Annotated in this window: 19 protein-coding genes and 2 pseudogenes; 12 read left to right on the top strand and 9 right to left on the bottom strand. The window is 61.7% G+C overall.

All coding sequences use genetic code 11. The annotated features are described in order from the left end of the window. The 4 genes from AOT96_RS13820 (at position 1) to AOT96_RS35695 (ending at position 5222) form a co-directional block, all read left to right on the top strand. Positions 1 to 1980 carry an amino acid permease gene (locus AOT96_RS13820; RefSeq protein ID WP_082654868.1) on the top strand — a complete coding sequence of 660 codons (1980 nt, stop codon included), beginning with the start codon at positions 1 to 3 and terminating at the stop codon, positions 1978 to 1980. Between the two features lie 481 nt (positions 1981 to 2461). Then, positions 2462 to 2704 (top strand): hypothetical protein, encoded by a 243-nt coding sequence (locus AOT96_RS13815; RefSeq protein WP_065351888.1) that lies wholly within the window; start codon positions 2462 to 2464, stop codon positions 2702 to 2704. A 799-nt stretch (positions 2705 to 3503) separates the two neighbouring features. After that, a complete protein-coding gene (locus tag AOT96_RS13810; protein ID WP_065351887.1) occupies positions 3504 to 4538 on the top strand; it encodes an AurF N-oxygenase family protein in 1035 nt (344 codons plus the stop codon). A 543-nt stretch (positions 4539 to 5081) separates the two neighbouring features. Continuing rightward, complete coding sequence (locus tag AOT96_RS35695; RefSeq protein WP_197523654.1) at positions 5082 to 5222, top strand: hypothetical protein; 141 nt, start codon at positions 5082 to 5084, stop codon at positions 5220 to 5222. A gap of 306 nt (positions 5223 to 5528) precedes the next feature. Here the strand turns inward: AOT96_RS35695 and AOT96_RS13805 are convergent, their stop codons facing one another. Then, positions 5529 to 6479, bottom strand: a complete 951-nt coding sequence (locus AOT96_RS13805; RefSeq protein ID WP_003941115.1) for a TY-Chap domain-containing protein — start codon at positions 6477 to 6479, stop codon at positions 5529 to 5531. Positions 6480 to 7120: 641 nt separating this feature from the next. Here AOT96_RS13805 and AOT96_RS35300 point away from each other — a divergent pair. Further along, on the top strand, positions 7121 to 7261 hold the full coding sequence (locus AOT96_RS35300) for a hypothetical protein (protein ID WP_156778948.1): 141 nt from the start codon (positions 7121 to 7123) through the stop codon (positions 7259 to 7261). Positions 7262 to 8151: 890 nt separating this feature from the next. Next, on the top strand, positions 8152 to 8973 hold the full coding sequence (locus AOT96_RS13790) for an HAD-IIB family hydrolase (protein WP_156778947.1): 822 nt from the start codon (positions 8152 to 8154) through the stop codon (positions 8971 to 8973). Here the strand turns inward: AOT96_RS13790 and AOT96_RS36035 are convergent. Further along, positions 8973 to 9179 (bottom strand): annotated as a pseudogene (locus AOT96_RS36035) (lipid-transfer protein); the annotation flags it as partial. The gene AOT96_RS13790 and the pseudogene AOT96_RS36035 overlap by 1 nt on opposite strands. A 309-nt stretch (positions 9180 to 9488) precedes the next feature. Here AOT96_RS36035 and AOT96_RS13785 point away from each other — a divergent pair. Both AOT96_RS13785 and AOT96_RS13780 read left to right on the top strand, forming a co-directional pair. Beyond that, on the top strand, positions 9489 to 10715 hold the full coding sequence (locus AOT96_RS13785) for an MFS transporter (protein ID WP_065351883.1): 1227 nt from the start codon (positions 9489 to 9491) through the stop codon (positions 10713 to 10715). A 118-nt stretch (positions 10716 to 10833) separates the two neighbouring features. Beyond that, entirely contained in the window at positions 10834 to 11319 is a 486-nt protein-coding gene (locus AOT96_RS13780) for a DUF6301 family protein (protein WP_058227964.1), read from the top strand. 26 nt (positions 11320 to 11345) lie between these two features. Here the strand turns inward: AOT96_RS13780 and AOT96_RS36565 are convergent. Together AOT96_RS36565 and AOT96_RS13775 are read right to left on the bottom strand one after the other, a co-directional pair. Then, a pseudogene (locus AOT96_RS36565) lies at positions 11346 to 11525 on the bottom strand (hypothetical protein); the annotation flags it as partial. A gap of 172 nt (positions 11526 to 11697) precedes the next feature. Continuing rightward, positions 11698 to 12840, bottom strand: coding sequence for a lipase family protein (locus tag AOT96_RS13775; RefSeq protein ID WP_065352845.1), 1143 nt, complete (start codon positions 12838 to 12840; stop codon positions 11698 to 11700). Positions 12841 to 13056: 216 nt separating this feature from the next. Here AOT96_RS13775 and AOT96_RS36330 point away from each other — a divergent pair, with 216 nt between their 5' ends. Next, positions 13057 to 13188, top strand: a complete 132-nt coding sequence (locus tag AOT96_RS36330; RefSeq protein ID WP_003941191.1) for a hypothetical protein — start codon at positions 13057 to 13059, stop codon at positions 13186 to 13188. Between the two features lie 3 nt (positions 13189 to 13191). Here AOT96_RS36330 and AOT96_RS36560 read toward each other — a convergent pair whose 3' ends face one another. Then, on the bottom strand, positions 13192 to 13602 hold the full coding sequence (locus tag AOT96_RS36560; protein ID WP_037129323.1) for a YunG family protein: 411 nt from the start codon (positions 13600 to 13602) through the stop codon (positions 13192 to 13194). Positions 13603 to 13740: 138 nt separating this feature from the next. On the opposite strand from AOT96_RS36560, the gene AOT96_RS13765 reads away from it, so the two are divergent. Continuing rightward, positions 13741 to 14217, top strand: coding sequence for a DUF5956 family protein (locus tag AOT96_RS13765; RefSeq protein WP_134932037.1), 477 nt, complete (start codon positions 13741 to 13743; stop codon positions 14215 to 14217). Between the two features lie 207 nt (positions 14218 to 14424). Here AOT96_RS13765 and AOT96_RS13760 read toward each other — a convergent pair whose 3' ends face one another. After that, a complete protein-coding gene (locus AOT96_RS13760; protein WP_065351882.1) occupies positions 14425 to 15120 on the bottom strand; it encodes a hypothetical protein in 696 nt (231 codons plus the stop codon). Between the two features lie 463 nt (positions 15121 to 15583). On the opposite strand from AOT96_RS13760, the gene AOT96_RS13755 reads away from it, so the two are divergent. Continuing rightward, positions 15584 to 15820 carry a hypothetical protein gene (locus AOT96_RS13755; protein WP_054826767.1) on the top strand — a complete coding sequence of 79 codons (237 nt, stop codon included), beginning with the start codon at positions 15584 to 15586 and terminating at the stop codon, positions 15818 to 15820. 296 nt (positions 15821 to 16116) lie between these two features. On the opposite strand, the gene AOT96_RS34670 is transcribed toward AOT96_RS13755, so the two are convergent. Then, a complete protein-coding gene (locus AOT96_RS34670; RefSeq protein ID WP_080961075.1) occupies positions 16117 to 16566 on the bottom strand; it encodes a hypothetical protein in 450 nt (149 codons plus the stop codon). A gap of 558 nt (positions 16567 to 17124) precedes the next feature. Here AOT96_RS34670 and AOT96_RS13745 point away from each other — a divergent pair. Beyond that, on the top strand, positions 17125 to 17646 hold the full coding sequence (locus AOT96_RS13745; protein ID WP_007727034.1) for a 2-oxo-4-hydroxy-4-carboxy-5-ureidoimidazoline decarboxylase: 522 nt from the start codon (positions 17125 to 17127) through the stop codon (positions 17644 to 17646). 56 nt (positions 17647 to 17702) lie between these two features. Here the strand turns inward: AOT96_RS13745 and AOT96_RS13740 are convergent, their stop codons facing one another. Next, positions 17703 to 18158, bottom strand: a complete 456-nt coding sequence (locus tag AOT96_RS13740; protein WP_003941110.1) for a tellurite resistance TerB family protein — start codon at positions 18156 to 18158, stop codon at positions 17703 to 17705. Between the two features lie 84 nt (positions 18159 to 18242). Further along, positions 18243 to 19799: a TerD family protein gene (locus AOT96_RS13735; RefSeq protein WP_083197627.1), complete on the bottom strand. Its 1557-nt coding sequence runs from the start codon at positions 19797 to 19799 to the stop codon at positions 18243 to 18245. Positions 19800 to 19803: the final 4 nt, after the last annotated feature.

Genomic DNA, 19803 nt, shown 5'->3' with positions numbered 1-19803 from the left:
GTGGTGACCGCAGCCGACAACGAGGTCCCGGCCGAAAACACGGCTCCGTCCGTGAAACAACGCACCGAGGCCTGGCTGCTCGCGGACATCACCGAGGAACCCGCCGGACATCTGGGGCCCCACCGGATGGCGCCGAAGAAGGAGAAGCGCCACCCGTGGTGGAAGGTGATGTGCCTGACGGGTGTCGATTACTTCTCCACTCTCGGTTACCAACCCGGTATCGCGGCACTGGCGGCCGGCACGTTGGCTCCCATCGCGACAGTCGTATTGATCCTGCTGACACTCTTCGGCGCTCTACCGGTCTACCGGCGAGTGGCTCGCGAGAGTCCGCACGGCGAGGGTTCGATCGCCATGCTCGAGAAGCTGCTGCCCAAGTGGCGCGGCAAGATCTTCGTTCTCGTGCTTCTCGGCTTCGCGGCCACCGATTTCCTCATCACTATGACGCTCTCGGCTGCCGATGCCACGGCGCACCTCGTCGAGAACCCTTTTGCTCCAACCTTTCTCTCCGGACACACCGTCGCCGTCACCCTGGTTCTGCTCGCGCTCCTCGCTGCGGTCTTCCTCCGCGGATTCACCGAAGCGATCGGTATCGCGGTCGGATTGGTCGCCGTCTATCTCGCCTTGAACGTGGTGGTCATCTCCGTAGGTCTGTGGCACATCGCGACCGCGCCGTCGTTGGTCACCGACTGGACGCGCGCCATGACCACCGAGCACGGAAACCCGGCGATGATGATCCTGATCGCGCTGATCGTCTTCCCGAAGTTGGCGCTCGGCTTGTCCGGCTTCGAAACCGGGGTCGCGGTCATGCCGCAGATCAAGGGCGAGCCGCACGACACCGAACAGAATCCGCGCGGCCGCATCAAAGGCGCACGGCGCCTGCTCACCACGGCGGCGCTGATCATGAGCGGATTCCTGCTGACGTCGAGCCTGGTCACCACCATCCTGATCCCAGAAAACGAGTTCCAGCCCGGAGGCGCTGCCAACGGTCGCGCGCTTGCCTTCCTCGCGCACGACTATCTGGGTGAGATCTTCGGAACCGTCTACGATCTCAGCACGATCCTGATCCTTTGGTTTGCCGGTGCGTCGGCAATGGCAGGGTTGCTCAATCTTGTTCCGAGGTATCTCCCCCGCTACGGCATGGCGCCGTCGTGGGCCCGCGCCGTGCGTCCGCTGGTCCTCGTGTTCAGCGTCATCGCCATCACTGTCACGATCTACTTCGACGCCGGTGTCGACGCTCAGAGTTCCGCGTACGCAACCGGTGTCCTCGTGCTCATCTCGTCGGCGACCGTCGCCGTTGCACTGTCCGCTCGTAAGCACGGTCAGCGAAAACTGTTCGTGGGGTTCAGTTTTGTCGCAGTTTTGTTCGTCTACACAACGATCGCGAACATCTTCGAACGTCCAGACGGTGTGAAAGTGGCGTCGTTCTTCATCGCCGCGATCATGGTGGTGTCCTTCCTTTCCCGGATCTCGCGAGCCTTCGAACTACGGGCAACCTCCGTCGAATTCGACGAGACCGCGCTGCAATTCATCGCCGAGGCAGCCGAGAAGGGTTACCTCGCGATGGTGGCGCACGACGTCGACCGTCTCGACGAGGACGAGTATCGGCAGAAGGAATCGCAGCAGCGCGCCGAAAGCAACATCCCGGAGGCGGAGTCGATCATCTTCATCGAGGTAAACGTCACGGACTCCTCCGAATTCAGCACCGACCTCCTCGTCCACGGCCGACAGCGCGGTGAGCACCGGATTCTGTGGGTCGACAGCCCGGCCGTCCCCAACACCATTGCGGCGGTTCTCCTGCGGACGAGGGATATCACCGGCGTGATTCCCGACGTCTACTTCGAGTGGACCGAGGGAAACCCGATCATGTACCTGCTCCGCTTCCTGTTCATCGGTGAGGGCGAAACCGCTCCCGTGACCCGTGAGGTCCTCCGCCGCGCCGAACCCGACCAGTCCCGCCGGCCACACGTCCACGTCGGTTGACGCGGCAAACGATGAGCAGAGGGTTGGTCCAGGCCATGCACCAGGGAAGATCGCACAGAAAGAAGTGCTGCGTGCCTATATTCAGGCGAAACTCGCGGATATCACATCTTGCGTGCGAGGCTCGCCCTGAAACCCATTGCGATGGTGCGGATCTATAGGACGATCGGCCCCCGCTGCACCCACACGTCGAAGCGACTGGCTATCGCAGGTTCGATTCGTCTGTCACCAAGCGATAAAGAACGTATCCAGAAAACACTATTATGGAGACGACGCAGAGTACGAGCATGATGTCGAAGAAGATAGTCATGTTTCCCCTCATGGGTTCGACCAGAATCGATTCGTTTATCCCCGCGAAAGTTTCTCCGTGAAAATGTCCTGTTCCGCAGCTCCAATCGTGTGAAGGCGGTAGCGCCCCACCACCCGAGGCACGACTCAGCACTCCTGTGGAGTCGGATATGTGGCGGCATCGTGAGCAGAAGCAATGGGCGAGGTTTCTCCGACAGTCAATCGTTCACCGTTTCGCCGCTCCCTCACAGCCGCGGTGATCAGTTCGGCCGGCTCGTCGGTGACAGCGGTGGCGATGCACACTTGGGGCGCCCACCTCGTCTACAGCCCAACGCGTTCCGGCTTGGACCGCTTCATGCTCGGTCCCGCCGAACACGTCGGCCAGATTCTTCCTGCCGCCCACAGGACGGCGCGCCGCGACAGCAACACCCACCACTAAAGCCAGTGCCGTATAGAGCGCGATCACACCGTGAAGGCCACCGCCGATCTACCGGGAGCGCCCGACGCGAACTCCGCTCTTGCCGGTCTCGGCACTGAACAAGTCTCAGCCAACCGACGGCACTTCGGTGATGGCGTCGGCGGTCACGAGCATGTCGATCTCGACGCTGTTGGTTCCGTCGCCATCGGTGACGCGCACAGTTACCCCTGCCAGAGCCATTGGTCGTCGTGCATTTCCGCCCAGAATTTCAATTCAGATAGCGACTTCCATCGAAACTGGTTGTTACACAGTCACTTAAGAAAGAGAACTGACACAACTTGAAAGTTACCGGTGAGATATTTCCACTGTTACCGATCGCCATCCGAGCAACAAACCACGGGCCATCGGGTCCCCGTCGCATGACGAAAGACGTGCGGGCCGATCCACATGATCAACTGTCTGCGCCGCCTCGGATGTCGTCGCGATGCAGGGACGCGAGTTCGGCGAGGTGAGTTCCGACCCGATCAAGCGGGACACCGACCGTGACGAGATCGCGAGAACCTCGTCCTGCACGTATCCCACCGGTCGGCAGATGCACACAACGGCCTAACGTCGACCACGTCCAGCGCCGTCGTCTCGACAGCAGGACCCACACCACCATCAAATGCCGAGAGCCGCGTGCATGGTGCGATATTGAGCACCCATTTCACCCTTCCGGACTTACCCGTGGACGTGCAGACTCATACAGTTACTGTGGACGCGTAGTCACACTTAGTTTACTGTGGGCACGTCTGAGATAGATGCCACAAAGGAGCCCGAAATGCAGTTCCTAACACTTCGTCGGACGCGGCGTAACGCGCCATCTGTCCGGTTAACTCCGGGGCGCAATACCGTCAACGAACATCGCGATTACCACGACACTCTGCGCACACTGTCCGAGGCATCCTCGACAGGGCTCCACTTCGAGGCGTTCAAAGACATCGCCTGGAATTCGCCCGAGTTCGCCGCCCCCGCGGACGACCCAAGATGGAAACTCCCCGCGGTCGACCCCTTGTCCCACACCGACTGGTACCGCGCGCTCTCACCCCAGGAACAACGGCGGGTTGCCCGGATTCGGCTCGCATCTATAACAAAGACCGGCTCCCAGTTCGAGCAACTGCTCCTTCTCGGCGGTACCCAGTTCTTGATGGGCCTGGCGAACGAGAACCCCGAATTCCGCTACTTCATGCACGAACTCACCGAAGAGACACACCACATCCAGATGTTTCAGGAGTTCACCAACCGGGTGGCTCCGGAGGTCCACGGTGCCCCAACGTGGCTTGTCAAGGCCTTCCCCCTGGTCGGTTCGCTGGGATCGCTGTGGCCCAGTTTCTTCTTTCAGATCATCCTCGCTGGAGAGGAGCCGATCGACCACATCCAGAAGAGCATCATGCGCGGCGGTGGCATTCACCCGCTCACCGACCGCATCATGCAGATCCATCTCGCCGAGGAAGCACGTCACATCGGGTTCGCCCATGCATGGTTGCGCCATCACGCTCCGCGCATGAGCCGATTCAACCGCCTCGCACTCGGCCTCACCACGCCTGTAGTCATGCGCATAGGGTTTTGGTCCATCGTCGTCCCGAGCCGGCAGGACGCGACGTTGCTGGGTATCCCCCGCAATGTTCTGCGCGAGACCTATTCGATGCGCAACCCCGATTTCCGGCGACTCCTTGCAGAGTCCTGCGCAGACGTCCGGAGCCTCGCCGACGCCAACGGAATGCGCACCCGGCTCACCCTCTGGTCCTGGCGGCTTACCGGAACCGACGGCCGGCTGTCGCGTTACCGCAACGAGCCGTCGAGGGCCGCGGCTTGACGATCTGCAACCCGAGACGCAGCTGCCCCTCTCCCACTTCGACAGACAGCTGCGTTACCCACTCACCGCGGTCGAGGCAATGGCGCACAGATATCAGCGCGCCAACCACAGGCCCACACCCGAATCGCCCCATCGAAGTGTAGGAAGCACATCCACCAAGGCGAACCAGCGACATCAGTGCCAGCGGACACGACCCAGGCTGCAGGATTCAACGCTGAACAAGTCTCAGCCGACCGACGGCACTTCGGTGATGGCGTCAGCGGTCACGAGCATGTCGATCTCGACGAGATTGGTTCTGCCGGCATCGGTGACTCGCACGGTATTCCGGCCAGCCATTGCCCGTCGTGCATTATCGCCCAGAATTTCAAAATACCGTCCAGGTATCCGGACATGTACAGGGCGGACGTTTTCACGCGCATGCTCACATGATCAGCGCGCGATGCTCCCCCACGTCCGAGCGGGAGCGCCCGGCCGATGTCGACTTTCACTGCCCTCGGCTCGTCGAATGTCCTGATCACGGGGTAGTCCGTCCAGTGCTCGGTGTTGATCACTGTGCAAGCCGGAGAGGCGGTGTCGCGGCGAGAGTTCTGTCGCACCGTCGGGTCCGAGTTCGACGATCTCGCCGTCGAGGACGGTTTCGCGGTGGTCGAGCACGGCGCGGAGTGCGTCGACGATCTCGGGTAACGAGGCGTTAGTTGTTGCCGTTGCGCGACCACAGTGGCGGCAGTTTGGTGCCGGTGGTGGCGATGGCTCTGACTCCGTCCCATTTCGACTCGAAGGCTCTTAACTGCACTAAGCGCTATCAGCCTTGATCGCAATCGAAGCGTTCCGTTGCTTCGTGCGCAATGATGCGCTCGAGCATCGACCTAGGCGCGGGTCACGGCTAGAGCACGTCTCCGAGTTCGCGAGGCACTTGAGCCAGGTGCGCACCGCCGAGAGACGGTGCCCCACTGTGGGTCGGATACCTACGCCGTCGCTGCGTCAGGCCTCTCACGGGGGAGTCAGAGTATACGGAAGGCAGGGTATGCCGAGTTCTCTGCTGATATGGGCCTGGTGGCCGTTGACAACGGTCTCCTCATGGCCGCTGACGGCGAGGTCTTGTGGGCTGTTGACGCCGTGCACAGTGCGGAAGGTGTCGACCGTGAGCTGTGGGATTCGGTCGAGGCGTCGGTCGACGAAACCGGCGGATGAACTGAACGGGCCGTACAGCCATTCCACGTGGGGGGCTCCCGGTCCTTCTGTTACCCGCCAGCCGAGTGCCCGCAGCCGAAGGTCCAGGCCACCGGAACCGGGAACGGTGTCCGCCGTGATCATGCTCGCCTCCAATCTCCCGTTGTCCTGCTGGAATTGGATCGAGCCGAGGTCTTTCACCGCAGGGGCATCGAGGGTCACGATGTCGTAGCCGGGCATAATGCGCACCACCCATTCCAGTCGCTCGGCGAAATCCGTCCAGTCGGTGCATCGGTCGGGTGCGCCACGCTTCGTCGGTTGTTCGGCAGTCAACAGGTTGCGCAGGGCCCACGGCCCGGTGTCGTATCCGGTTTCGTCACCGGCGGTGTAGCGGATGCGCTGGAATTCCATCCCGAGCCCGTCGCGCATGATGGCGACGACCGAAGCCGATATCTCCCGAAGTTCGCTGGGTTCGGAATGGGTCGGGCTCCACCGGCTGGTTTCCAAGCGTTGCTCGTTGGAGGTCTGAAACCAAACCGGCTGGGTTTGTAGCACGCTCAGCAACTGCTGCGCGGCATCCGGATCCGACGGGATCGTGAGCGTGGCCTCGACTGCACCGCCGTTCTCGTAGACCGTGATGTCACGGCCGGTACCACTGTCACGCAAGCGGACGAATTGCGATATCTGGATCGGTTCGGCGTCATCGTCGAAGTCGACGTCCACCAGATCCGGAATCGCGGCCTGCAGCTTCTCCCAGCCCTCGGCAGTCATGCTTGTCCTCCCAATAGTCTCTCTCGCCGTAGAACATATCTGCCGCTACGACAACCACAACGCCACCAGCGGGTCGCGATGACCGGTAGTCCCGAATCTCACGCGAACCAGGGCCGCCAAGGAGCAACACAGCGAGATCTGGCGCAAACCTGCCCGCAGGAAACGCATAAACCCCGACCACGTCCTCACACGATCCCAATGGCGTCGACGTCACCAGAACCGAGCCCGACTGTGCCACTACCGAACTCGCGAACAGGCCAGATAAACGCGACTGCAGTATTTGGACGTTTAGCGGTGGCACCGGGCTGCGCGCGGTACAACTAACCAATGAGGAGCTACGCCAATCGCCATCGCATACTGCTCGTGTTCACCGTGATGGTTGTCGTAGTGGGCTCGCTGTGGTGGACGAAAACGATCGCCTTCACTCGATCACTAGCCATTGCCTTCAGTTCCGAACCACACGGATCCGTTCCGCGCGGCGATCTCGCAGACATCACTCCCACAATCGTCGCCAGCTTCCGTTCTCCGAAGAGACGGTCAGCCTCGTCGCGGACAGAATCGTCAACACCTACGGCGGCAACACATCCGACTAAGAATCAACCCTGACCATCACCGACACAATTGATTTCGCCGGAAAAGTCGTGACAGCACGCGGACGAACACCGCTGGCCACCCAACGGATGGCGAACTATGGCGCACAAGCACTGAGCGAGCTGATCAACGAAGCCACCTTCGCGCGGACCGGCCAAGCAAAAGTTTCCTTCCTGGTTCTCACCGACTAAACGCCGCCGCTGTTAGCCGAGTGCGCAGCTCACCGACACCCACCACAAACCGGGGACGCGTCATCACCCCAGTTCAACGCCACAAAACGAGCACTCAGGCACGCGCAGGTCGGATACCCGCTCATAGTGAAGGTGAATCCCGCCGCTCCCCAATCGCCAGCACCCCCATCAACCCCACAACCACGACAAATTCCGTCCACGGGAGCCACGACGGCACATGCCGATCAGTGAACACCACCAAGGCGCAGGTAATCAGCGCGAGCACAGATACAACGCCCAAAACGCCACGAAGCACCCACCGGGCCACACGCGAGGAGAACATGCCGCTACCCCGATCAACTGGCATCGACCACTTGTGCTCAGTCGGCGGTTGTCGCCGCCTCGAATATAGCGCCGCACCCATCAACACCCACCCGACGACCGCGAACACCGACGCCACACCATCGAACACCACCATCACCACCCTCTGGTCGAAGGACGGCGCATAAGTACACGAAGAGACGACAACCGGCAGCCACACCCTCGACGCACTCTCCAACGCCACAGCCGAATCGGCTGCACACAGCTCATACGAACACCGCCCCACCCCCAAGAACGCGAAAGCACCGAACGCCCCCACCACCAACACCAACCCCACACCAAACAACACCCACCGACACCACCGCGCCCATCCCCCGAATGCCATCACCCGCGCACCATAAGCCGAGCAGCCACGCGATACGGCTCTGGACTCGCCGGCGAAATTCAGGTGTCGCTATTCAGCACGATTTGTGTGCGCCCACCGTCTCTGTTTGGGCGACGAATACCGATTCGAGTATGTTGCACCCGAGCCGACCCACACACGGTCTACCGATGAATTTTGTCGAGTTGACACTATCGAAGGATGACCCTTGGTTTTCGAATCCGGCCACCCGATGATGATTGCCCTCGACATTGACGGCACCCTGCACGTCGCGGAGGACACGAATCCGCTCGCGCACGAAACGATCAGCATCGCAGTGAGATCGGCTGTGCGGGCAGCTGTTCGATCCGGAGCCCATGTCGTGCTGCGCACCGGCAGACTCGCCCCCGCCACACGACCGTTCCTACTCGAGCTCGACATCATGACGGGGTTCGCGATCTGTTCCAACGGGGCCGTGCTGATCGATGCCGCAACCGGGAAAATCGCGGAGCAAGCGGTCTTCGATTTACGCACTCCCATCGCGGCACTACGCGAACAACTACCCGGCGCGATCTTCGTAGCCGAGAACCCGGGCATCGGGGTCAGAGCAACCGGCCCTGTCGACGACGCGGATATGCACCACGGCGAGGTCGAGCTGGTCGATATCGACGAACTTGCGACCACGCCGACCACCCGACTAGCGATCCACTGGCCTGGACGCAGTGGGCAGGAGCTGACCGAAATCTTGTCTACTCTCGACCTCCCCGGCATTCGAAGCCTGTGCTACGAAGACGAACCACTGGCCGACTTGACCGCAGCCGGCGTAAGCAAGGCTGCGATGCTGGAAAGGCTGCGCATCGAGCTGGGCGTCGCCGCAACACGGACCCTAGCCGTCGGTGACGGCATCAACGACCTGGAAATGCTGGACTGGGCCGCTCACGGCGTGGCCATGGGTCACGCACCTGCTTCTGTGCTTGCCGCAGCCGACCAGATCTGCCCACCAGGCACCGAGGACGGTCTTGCCACCGCATTGTCGACATGGTTCCGATAGAACATCTGGGCTGTGCGCGGCGCGTCGTGGACGCCTAGGATCTCGGTCATCAGATCGTCGAAACGGAACATCGGCGCTGGGCGGTCGTCCCAGACCCGCTTGAGTGCGCCGGGTTTCATCTGCTCGAAGCCGACAGCCAATGCGCATTCGACGGTGCCGCTGGCAACGGCTTGGCGTGCGAGGAAAAGGGCCGAAGATCCTGTGGCGCCCTGACATCCAGCGGTGGAACATGCCTTGGACGTAATGGGTGAAGCACTCATTCTCGTACCCGTCGCGTTCTCAGTGCGGGATATCACGAAAATGCGTGTGGGAGAGCCTGTTTCGAGCATGGTGGGGCTTTCCCTCGAATCGGTAGAGTCGCCCCCCCCCTGTCGCCATGTCGAGTACTTCTGTCAACTTCGCAATGCCAAACAACCGTCCCGGGCTCAGCACCATATCGGGCGTGCTCGACTACAGTTCCCTTCATGGGACGGACCTGCGGAGTCGGACATGTGGCGGCATCGTGAGTAGAAGCGATGAGTGAGGTTTCTCCGGCCGTCAATCGTTCATCATTTCGCCGCTTTCTCACGGCCGCGGTGATCAGTTCGGCCGGCTCGTCGGTGACAGCTGTGGCGATGCCCATTTTGGTAGTGCAGCTTTTGGACGCGACGCCGTTCGAAGTGGGTGTGGTGAACGCGGCTCAGTTGATCCCGTATGCGGTGCTCGGGTTGGTCGCGGGGGTCTACGTCGATCGGTGGCGGCGCAAGCCAATCCTAGTGTGGGCCAGCGTCGGTCGAGCGGTAGCACTCGGCACTGTTCCGCTTCTGTGGCTCGCCGGCCTTCTGCACATCTGGGTTCTGGTCATCGTGTTGCTGTTGTTCGGCTCCTTCTCGGTGTTCGGCTTCGCTGCGATGCAGTCCTTGTTACCCCGGCTGGTTCCACGCAGCCAACTGGTGAAAGCAAACGCTCGACTCGACCAAGCCGACGCAGCAGCAACGACATTGGGGCCAACGGTCGGAGGCGGACTCATTGGCCTGCTCGGCGCTCCAGTGGTGATTGCCGTCGACGCAATCAGCTATCTCGCTGATGCCGCACTCAATTCCGGTCTCGACGTAGACGAGCCGCGACCCGCTTCTCGCTCCCGCAACCTGATGAACGAAATGCGTGAGGGTCTGAGATTCACCTACCGCCACCGCACTCTCAACCCGCTCGCAATATCGACACACGTGTGGTTCCTCGCCAACGGAGCCGCGTTGACTGTGCTGTCTCTCTTCGCCCTCCGCTCACTCGGGTTCAGCGCCTACACATACGGCCTGCTTCTGACGACGTTCGGTGTCGCAAGCCTCCTCGGAGCGTCCAGTGCACATGCGATCGGCACGCGAATCGGACCAGGACGAACGGTCATCCTCGCCCGCTCGCTGTATCCCCTCACCTGGCTTCTCGTTACCTTCGCGACCGACACACTTGTTGGCCATCTCCTTCTCTTCGCAGCTCTTGGCCTGCAGGGCTTGGCAGCAGGCACGGAGAACGCGAACGAGATGGGCTATTGGCAAGCGCTCACTCCGGATGAGCTTCTCGGGCGCGTGAATGCCGCCCGGCGTTCCGTCAACCGCACCATGGCCGCCCTCGGTGCCGTGACAGCAGGCCTGTTGGTCGGCGCGATCGGCGAACGCCCCACCCTGATCGGCGTCACCATCGTGTTCGCAATCGCGGCAGGCACACTGGCGTTCTCGCCGCTGCGACACTCGGCGCGGGATCTCTGACCTCGGCGTTCAGCGCAGGTTTACCTCCGCGGCGGCCGAGTTCTCTGACAGCGTGTAATTCCTAGGAGCGTCCGTTCCAGGTGCAGGTCATGTTGACACTCGCAGATAGCATCCACGCATGCACGTCGACATCGAGGGCGCCACCCGGATCGCCCGCCTCGCCGCAGAATTCGACTGGACCTGGGCCGTCGACGACCTGGAACCATTCTGCGCACAGGCTGGATGGGAGCTCGTCGAACTCAGGCATGCTGGCGGCTCGATTCGGACGAACTTTCATGTCGGCCGGCCGACGGCGAACATGTTCGGGCGGCAACATAGAATGGATTCGATCTCGATCTTAGTCACGGACGTGGCAGATGATGCTACGCCCATGACCGTGGTGCGTCCGTTGCTGGTCGAAGGATTCACGAACCTCGATGTGGCACTAACTGCACTCCTGGGGACAGCCACGAGCGCCGAACCTGAGGCAACTATCCGGTGGGATCTGCCGAAAGCGGTCATCACACTGAACCTGGGTGCCAGTGCGATCCACCTGCATCTGAAGAGTCCGGGATATCAGGCATGGGCGGATGAGCCCGAACCGGAGTACGAGGACGAGGACTAGCGATCGAGGTCATCTCCTGACCAGGTTCAGTCGAATTTTGTTGCCAGGAAGAATATTTCAGCAGAACGGTCAAAGTCGGTTCGCCTGGTCGCATCGCACTGTGGCCCCAAGCGATCCGTAACGTCGAAGTCGATCGCCTGGACGCTGTACGTGTCTAGATCCGCGGTCCACCCAGGACATGCGATGTTGAGGTCTATGGTTATTGACGCGCCTCGCTCCCGATGTTCGGTGACGGTCCAACCTGCGGCGGGGGCAAGAGCCTCGACGCCATAGCTGCAACGCTCGGCTTCGGCAGATCCTCGGTCAACCGCGCACTCCTGACGGTGCTGAGAAGATCAAAAGTGGGTCGGACAAGCTCTCACGAAACGCATGATTCACCTACGGCTGGAAGAGATTCCGGACGAAGGAGAGGCTTTCGGGGAGCGCTGCCCGCATCGTCTCGATATGACCGGTCGGATATGTGCGGAATGTGACTGGCTGGCGGTTGGCGGCGAGTTCGGCCGCGAGTTTCAAAGCCAGCGGTGCCGGCACCATCTCGTCCGTCAGCCCCTGCCCGAGGAACACTGGCCGGTCGTACCCGATCGTCGGGATCTCCAGCATGCCGCGAGCAGCAGCCAGCACCGCGGGATCGTCGAGGGGCCGGTTCACCAGATCGCCGATCGTGACGTCGCCGAGGCCCGATGCCATGTCCTGGTAGCAGTCGGTTTCGGCTCGGGCCAGGGCATCCGTGCCGCGTGGTGTCAGGTAGCGATCGATGTCGAGATCGGGTCGCGCCGCCCGGAGTCCGGCCAAGAGGTACGAGACGAACACGGTGCTGCCGGTCAGTGGCAAGCGGGGAAAGTCCGGCCCCACGAGTGGTGCAAGGTTCTCCAGATTGGACGGCGCCCCGGTCGCGACCGCGCCCCGATAGTCCAATTCGGGTGCGTACCGTGTGGCGATCGCTGCCGTGACCATAGCGGCCTGCCCGCCCTGAGACTGTCCGAGTGCCAACCACCGCGGTGAGAGCGACGGTTCGACCCCACGCGCGGCACGCACCATGTCGATCACGCTGTGCGCCGCCGACGGTCCGTCCAGGTACGCGTGGATTCCCGGCGTGCCGAGCGCCACGTAGTCGGTCGCGACGATCGCGTAGCCCTGCGAGAGCCAGTTCGTGAGGTACGGACTGCCGACGGTCCCGGTCACGGTGGGAGCGCACTGGTCGGAAATACCTACAGTGCCGTGAGCCCACGAGATGACCGGCCAGCCACCGTCGGGTGGATCGCCGGGGGGCAGGAAGAGCGCGCCCGTACTCAACGCGGGCTGGTTCAGCGGTCCTGTGGACCAGTACGTGAGCTTTGATGCGTTGGCGGCGCCGGGAATCCAGAAGGAGTGCGGCAGGGAAGTTGCCGCGGTCACTGTGCCCGGCGCCGTGATTGGCGCCGTGATTGGCGCCGGTTCCTGCGCGTGGACGGGCGCGGTCGAGACGGCCGCGGAGGCGAGTGCGATCACCATCAATGCTTGGCCGAGCCGTCGTCGGATCATTGCACCGCTCCCCGGGTTCATCCGCGTGTACGCCGACTACCATTCTGCGCGATCCGGAGGTGTCGGTATGCCGGTTCGACTATCTTCGGGTGCCGCTCCTGCAGTCGAGGGGCCAGCGGACTGTGCGCGACGAAGAACTTCAAGCCGAGGTCAGCCGTGTGCATACCGAGAATTATTCGGTCTACGGTGCACACAAGGTGTGGCTGGAAATGCGTAGTGAGGGCATTGATGTGGCACGGTGGACGATTGATGGGTGTCTTCGGGCTCGAATGCGCACGAAGAGGCATGACCAAGCGCACCGCCATCGCCGATCCACAAGGACATCGCGCGGACGATCTGGTGCAGTGAGGTTCAACCCTGTGACGCCAAAAATGTTGTGGGTGAGCGCTTCAAGTGTTCGGCGACTCGGCCTGAGAGGAGTGAGTATTCATAATCGAGCCGCGTCCAACCCGTCGGACGCGGAACATAGACACCACCGATCACGCTCTCCTGCACCGAAAATTGTTCACGCGTGAGATCAATCTCCGACCCGTCTGGTAACCGGTTCCGCCAGTGAAAGTCCACTCGTTCACCTCGAACGTGCACCTCGCCGCGAACCAGGTCACCACCGAAATAGTCGTGCACCACCACCGCAGTAGTCGCACATTGCCCGCGCGCGGGATTCTCCTCCGACCAATCCCCGATGTCTTCTGGAGCGCACGTATCGGGTCCCCATGCAGCGTTCAGTGCTTCGGTTACGCGGACCAAGGAGACGGAATCCATCGACGAAAACTACCATGCAACGTGAACGGCATTTCCTTAGGGAATTCAACTCTGGCAGAGAACAATTGCATCCGTTGCACCTTGCTGCGTCTGCTCCCTTAATGCCGAAATCACAGCTCGCGCACGATAATGGACGACATGGCGCAGTACTGGAGCGAGTATCCATTGTCCGAGGTCGACGGTCAGGTGCCCAGTGCCCTGCCTGTGGGTCGCTACGTCAGCGTCATTTCGAATGGACACGGAGCGCTGACCGCGTGGGTTGCGGGGCCAAGCAGGTGCTACAGGACACCGCATCCGGCATCCGCGCACCCGCCCGTACGGGTTACTCGCGGTGACCCGAGCAGGGAACCCGAGGAAGTCTGGTTCGAGCCATACACCGAAGAAGACCTGCGGATGGTCAACGACGACGTCAACTCCTACCTCGCGGAGGCCGGAGTCCGGTTGCAACCCCGGGGGTACAAATGGCACGTGCTGGTGCCTGAAAGCGTTCGCGATGGCGAAGAACTGGAATACGCGCTGCGTGAGAAGAACCAATACATCGAACCGGCCGAAGTCCTAAGAGCAATAGAGCGATTGTACGAATCACTGGTCAGCCAGATACCGCCGACTTCCTGACCAGTCTCGCCGGTCTACGGTCTCAGCCAGACCAAATCTGTTGCACGATCATCCACAGCCACTCACGGACAGGCTGCGGAAACGGGCTCCAGTACAACCACCAATTGTCCACAACGAACCTTCCTCAATTGTGCTGTTGCACTGAATCAGTGACGACCCGGCGGGTTGACTGGCGGATGTGCAGTATTCGAAACGTGCAGTGTTCCTTCACAGCAATTGCGGTAACTCGAATTCGATCGTTGTCGGAGCCAGGCCGAACTCGGGATATGACACGGTGATCCACAAGGGGCCCTGAGGGGGCGGGCTGAGAAAGTATTCGCCGCCGGTGGTGATGCCGAACAGGTTCTCGGCGATACCACGCCATGAACGGCCACTGTACAACCACGGCTCATTCGGGTCGTCGGGGTAGTCGCCGGGGTGGGTCGAGTTCGCGAGAATCGGCCCGGTGATGGTGTCGACAATGAGTCGAATTCTGTGCGGTTCAACGGGTTTGATCCGGGATCCGAAATTCATCTGTTCGTTGCTCGGCTGGGCGAGGTAGGGCATCTCCTCGGGCGTGGGTTCGTGCGCTACGACATGGAATGCGAGCCCAGTACGAAATAGCTGCAGGTTGGTCAACCGGAGATCGAAGCCGGGGTCGGCGGGGAACGGTAGGGATATGTCGTATGAAGCGCGAAGGTTGAAATCGGCTTGCGGGAGTCGCCGCCAGTCGGGGAGATCTCGGCTACGAATCAGTTGTTCGGTACGAGATCGTTCAGGACGGTTCAGGGCATCGAGCTTCTCCCTCAGTACCGGGTCCGGAATTTGTTCGCCAGCCAGCCGCAAGACCTGACCACTGCGCAGTACGTGCGCATCCCACTGCGGAGTGGACCGTACGTAGGCGAAATTGATACGTTCCGACATCTTGTGATCCTCTCGCCGCCGGGTGTTACAAGATCGTATTCCGCCGCCGACCGGCTGCAGACTCAGCCAGACCAAATCTGTTCCACAATCATTCTTTACGTTGGAGGACCATGGAAGGATGCTGAGATGCGTACGTTGATCGCAGCGGGGGCTGCAACCTTCTTGATTGGTGGTCTTATCTGCGTTGGCTTCGTGCTTTGGTGGCTCGGACAACCGACCCATTGCTCTTCGTACGCACCTCTGACATCGCAGATCACGGATCCGACCAACTTACCTACGATCTCCCTCTGCCCTGGCAGTGATGAGAGCCCGACGCTGTATCTCATCGTCGGGCCACTGGCCAGCGCTGCGGTCGGAGCGCTCACTGGGTTCGTTGTCTGGCGCAGCGGAGTTCAGTTGTCGCGCACCCGGTAATTTTTACCCTTCTCACTACCGACCTCGCGGCCTTGTGCTGAAGCGGCATGTGCTTCACCAACCCAAATTCACCACGTATGGAAGCGATACCGCAGGTTGTCGACTCGATGCGCTCGGCGACGACCTCGACGAACTGCTCTCCTATCTAGACGCCTGGTCCGAGGCGATCGTCGATGCCAACTCCTACCCCAAGCGGATTTCCGGGATCTACTACCTCGGCGGTGGCCCGCACGGTTCCGGGTTGACCATCGATATCGCAGCTGATCTGTACGAGGGCAGGGCGTGAATGATGGCCGTAACCCATTCTCAGCTAGGCCAAATCTGTTGCACGATCATCCACAGCCACTCACGGACAGGCTGAGGAAACGGGCTCCAGTACAACCACCAATTGTCCACAACGAACCTTCCTCAATTGTGCTGTTGCACTGAATAAGTGACGACCCGGCGGGTTGATTCCGTCAGCGGACTTGTCGAGCGCAAACCTTTGAATGCTGGATGTCTGAGTCCGCCGTCGGTGCACTCCCGGTATTCCACTTCGCACACCTAAAGCGGTCCAAATCCGCGTTACCAGACCAGCGCGGCTCACGGATGGACGGACGTAGCACGATAACGGTAGCCATCCTGGTGCGCGTCGGAACCGTACTGCGCAACAAGGTCCTCATATTCAAGGTCCACTAGCTGGCCTGGAGTCAGGACGCGGTACCCAGTCGCCACAATCTCGGAGTAGAACACCCAACAACCGCCGGGAATTTCGGCTGCGTCGAGTACACCCCAGCCTTCCTCGGCGTGGAACTCACGGACGACTGCGCTTGCCCGGAGCGGCGGCGGGTCCTCGAACGTGGTTTCGGCAACGAGGTCCGAATCCGTAATCTCAGTGATGGTGCCGTCGGGATCGATGTTCCAGGCTGTGGCCCCGGTGAATGTCGGCTCTCGCCCCGGAAAGCTCTGTGGGCCGAAGACCGAGATACCGGACGCGATGACCGCCAATGCCGTCAGCGCATATCCCCATCGCCGGGAATTTCGGGAGCCCATGGCATGGACGCTACAGGCACTACTACGCCTAGTAGGGGCTGCTCGAATCGTGGGTCGTCGAGCACGGCGTCTATGCGGCAGTCGGCAACAATCTGCGCGATTGCCGCTCGTCCGCAGCGATGGTGGCGAAATGTGGATGATCGTCGTTTGTTTCCTGGAGCAGTGGGTGGCCGCAATCTCGTCTTCCACGCATCCTCGAGTGCGGCTCGTAGAACCGGTCCCGGTGATGGCCGAAGGAATGTACGAATGCGCCAGGCGGTGATGCCGAGGGCAATGGCGATCGCGAGAGCGAGCGCCTTGGCTGGATATAGGCCCGCCGGCGACAGTCATGATCGGGTTTTTCCTTCTAGAGATTCCCGGTCTGGAGCCTCGCCGGTTGTCGCCGGTGGGGCTCCTGCGTTGTGTGGGTCAGCTCGTTACGCCGCGTTAAGAACCTGAAAACTCGGTGAGCAAACCTTCCTTTCCCAGGTGAAGCGGCGGATTATCGAAGTGGTCGCGCATCTGGTTACCGCGCGGCATGTCGAGCGCGCCTGAAGGCACAACGGGCCGGGAGGTCACATGCTGCTACATCAATCGATCGGGTTGGAGCGCTTCAACGAACTACCGCGGCAGAAGGCAGTTCACGCATTGTTCGAGTGCTGCTGCTCGCTGACGTGGGCCGGGTGGGTCAGCGACGGACGTCCGTTCGCCGACCACGCGGAGATCCTCTCGCGCGCCGAGGACGCGATTCTCAACCTCTCGGACGAGGACGTCGAACGCGCCCTGCAATGCCATCCACCCGTAGGCGTGCGCAAGAACAGCGTGCCGTCCCACCTCGAGCAATGCTCGATCTGGGTTCCGGACGACGCCGTCATGGCAACCATCTATCGCGCCGGCGAGGAGTACGAGCGGAACTTCGGCTTCCGGTATCTGTGGTGTTCGCACGGCCACGACGCCGACGACCTGCTCGAGAACATCGGCCAGCGCATGTCCAACGAACGGTCCGTCGAGCGCAAGGTCTGCGTCGACGAGCTCGCCAAGATCACGCGGACGAGGATCGAGCGGATGCTGGGACCCGAGGACGGCTATCCCGAGTACTGAAAAGAAAAGCGGGTGCAGCGCTTTCGCGCCGCACCCGCTTTCATGCTCTGAATCGATCAGAGATCGAACTCGGCCGGAGAGATTCCGACTGCAAAACACATGTCGCGTACGACGCCGCGCTCGTGCTCGTCGAAGTTGCCGTCCGCGCCGCCGATGATGATGCCGATCTGGATGACCGCGCGGGCCTGATCCTGCTTCGACTTAAGCTTGGCAATGGTTGCGGTTGCCTCGACCTTGCCGAACTCGTAATCCGAGGACAGCTTGCTGCAGTACCAGTCGAACTGCTCACGAAGCTCGTCCGGCGGGAAGACCGCGAGCGACTCGTTGCTCATGATCAGCGCGGCGGTCTTCTGACGCTCCGACGGATCGATCGAACCGTCTGCGGCGGCGATCAACGCGCACATTGCCATGCTCGCGTTCTTGAATTCCTTGTTCTGGAACTGGCTGGTCTTTGTCTTGAGCTGGCCGTTCATCTCCTGAGCCTTAGCCTTCAACTGATCCCAGAATGCCATGAGTCTCCTCGAGTATTGCCGCCACACACCGCGCGTGGTCGTACCACCACTCTGCCTGTGCGCTCGGCAATCCGCCATCGGCCGCTAGGTGCGGTCGAACACTGCCAGAATTCGCGACTCGGAGATCGGGTCGAGCACGTCCGGGGTGAAGTGCCATTGCGTGCGGGTCCACGGATCGTGAACCTCCGTCTGCCCTGCTGCCGAAAGATGTTGGCACCCCTCGGACAGCGCGGCGACGGATTCTTCCGCGAAGTTCGACTCATCCTCTCCGACAATCAGTATCGACAAACCGATTCCCGGTCCGCGTTCGGCGAGGAACATGATGGTCTGTGCGTCTTCGGCGGAGTACCCGTGCGGGAAATCGCTGAGGATCAACAGGCGCAGGGAACTCGGGCCATCTGCGACACCACTCATTCGCGCGAGTTCGCCCATGTCGACGGCCTCGGCCAGTGCCCGCAAGCGCGCCGAGATCTCGGTGTGAGCGGTGATGACCGGCCCCGCGAGCATCGGTGCCAGTCGGTTGGTCAGTGGCGTGAGCGAGCCGGTCAGGTCGACGACGTCGAGTAGCGGCATCGGGCCGGCGGCCATGACACGCACGGTGACGGCACTGATCAGACCGAGCGCTGCTTTGCTCGACGTGCTGTCCACCCAGATCGGCCGGCGCAATGGCAACGGGACGCAGTACGGAACGGTGAGTGTGCCGCGGTCCGGAGCCGACAGCTCGCCAAGACGCATTCCGTCGCTGACGGCCGTGATCTGGGCCGGATCGGTTGTACCCGCCCACGACACCGACTTCCACGACGCCATCGACCGAGGGAGCACGCCGTCGATCACACCGAGTTCGTGCGCAAGCTGAGCGCTGTCGCGGGCGTGGTTGTCCCGTGCGAGTGAGACGAGGTCGTCGTGACGCTTCTGTGCGGCATCGCGCGCCGCCACTCCCGCTGCCGAGTTCCGCAACGACGGATCTGCGACGGCTGCGGTCAGATCCTCGTCCAAACGGGCAAGCGCGTACTCGCTGCTGGAGACGAAGGAAGCGGCAGAACGCGAGGCGTCCCCGAAGATCATCCACGCACGCTCGAGGCCGCGGCCCACCTCCAACGGCTCCACGGCGGAGTCCCACTCGGGCGCAGCTGTCGGGCCTGGTTGTGCCGGCTCGTCGTCCACCTCGACGCCGTGCACCGAGATCAGTTCCGCCAGACCACCCGCATAGCCCTGCCCTACGGCCCGAATCTTCCAGGAACCGGACTTCCGGTACAGCTCCCAGCAGATGACCGCTGTCTCGGTACCTGCGGTGGGGATCGCGAATTCGGCCAGGACCGAACCGGATTGATCGCTCAGGGTGGCGGAGAGCCCGGCCGTGCGAAAGGCTCCCGCGGCCGTCGCTGCCGGATCCACGCTCACGATGCACAACACGGCCGCCGCATCGGGGTGAAGTCGATCGAGTTCCACCCGGATGCCACTCTCGTCGAGTTGCACTCCAGCGGTGGACGGTTGGTTGTAGAAAACGAAGTCCGCGGACGTCAATGCCCGCAGGTTCGCGTCCGCTACCAGCGCCGACACGTCGAACGGCGTCTGGCTCTCGGCTCGAAACGTCACCACGGGCGCCTGCAGCGGCGCGTTCTGTCCGGGAACAAAAGTCATACCC

The sequence above is a fragment of the Rhodococcus sp. 008 genome (genome assembly GCF_001682295.1).
GTDB classification, from domain to species: domain Bacteria; phylum Actinomycetota; class Actinomycetes; order Mycobacteriales; family Mycobacteriaceae; genus Rhodococcus_F; species Rhodococcus_F qingshengii.
The sequence above is the reverse complement of the archived record's forward strand: the minus strand, read 5'-3'. Positions and strand labels throughout refer to the sequence as shown.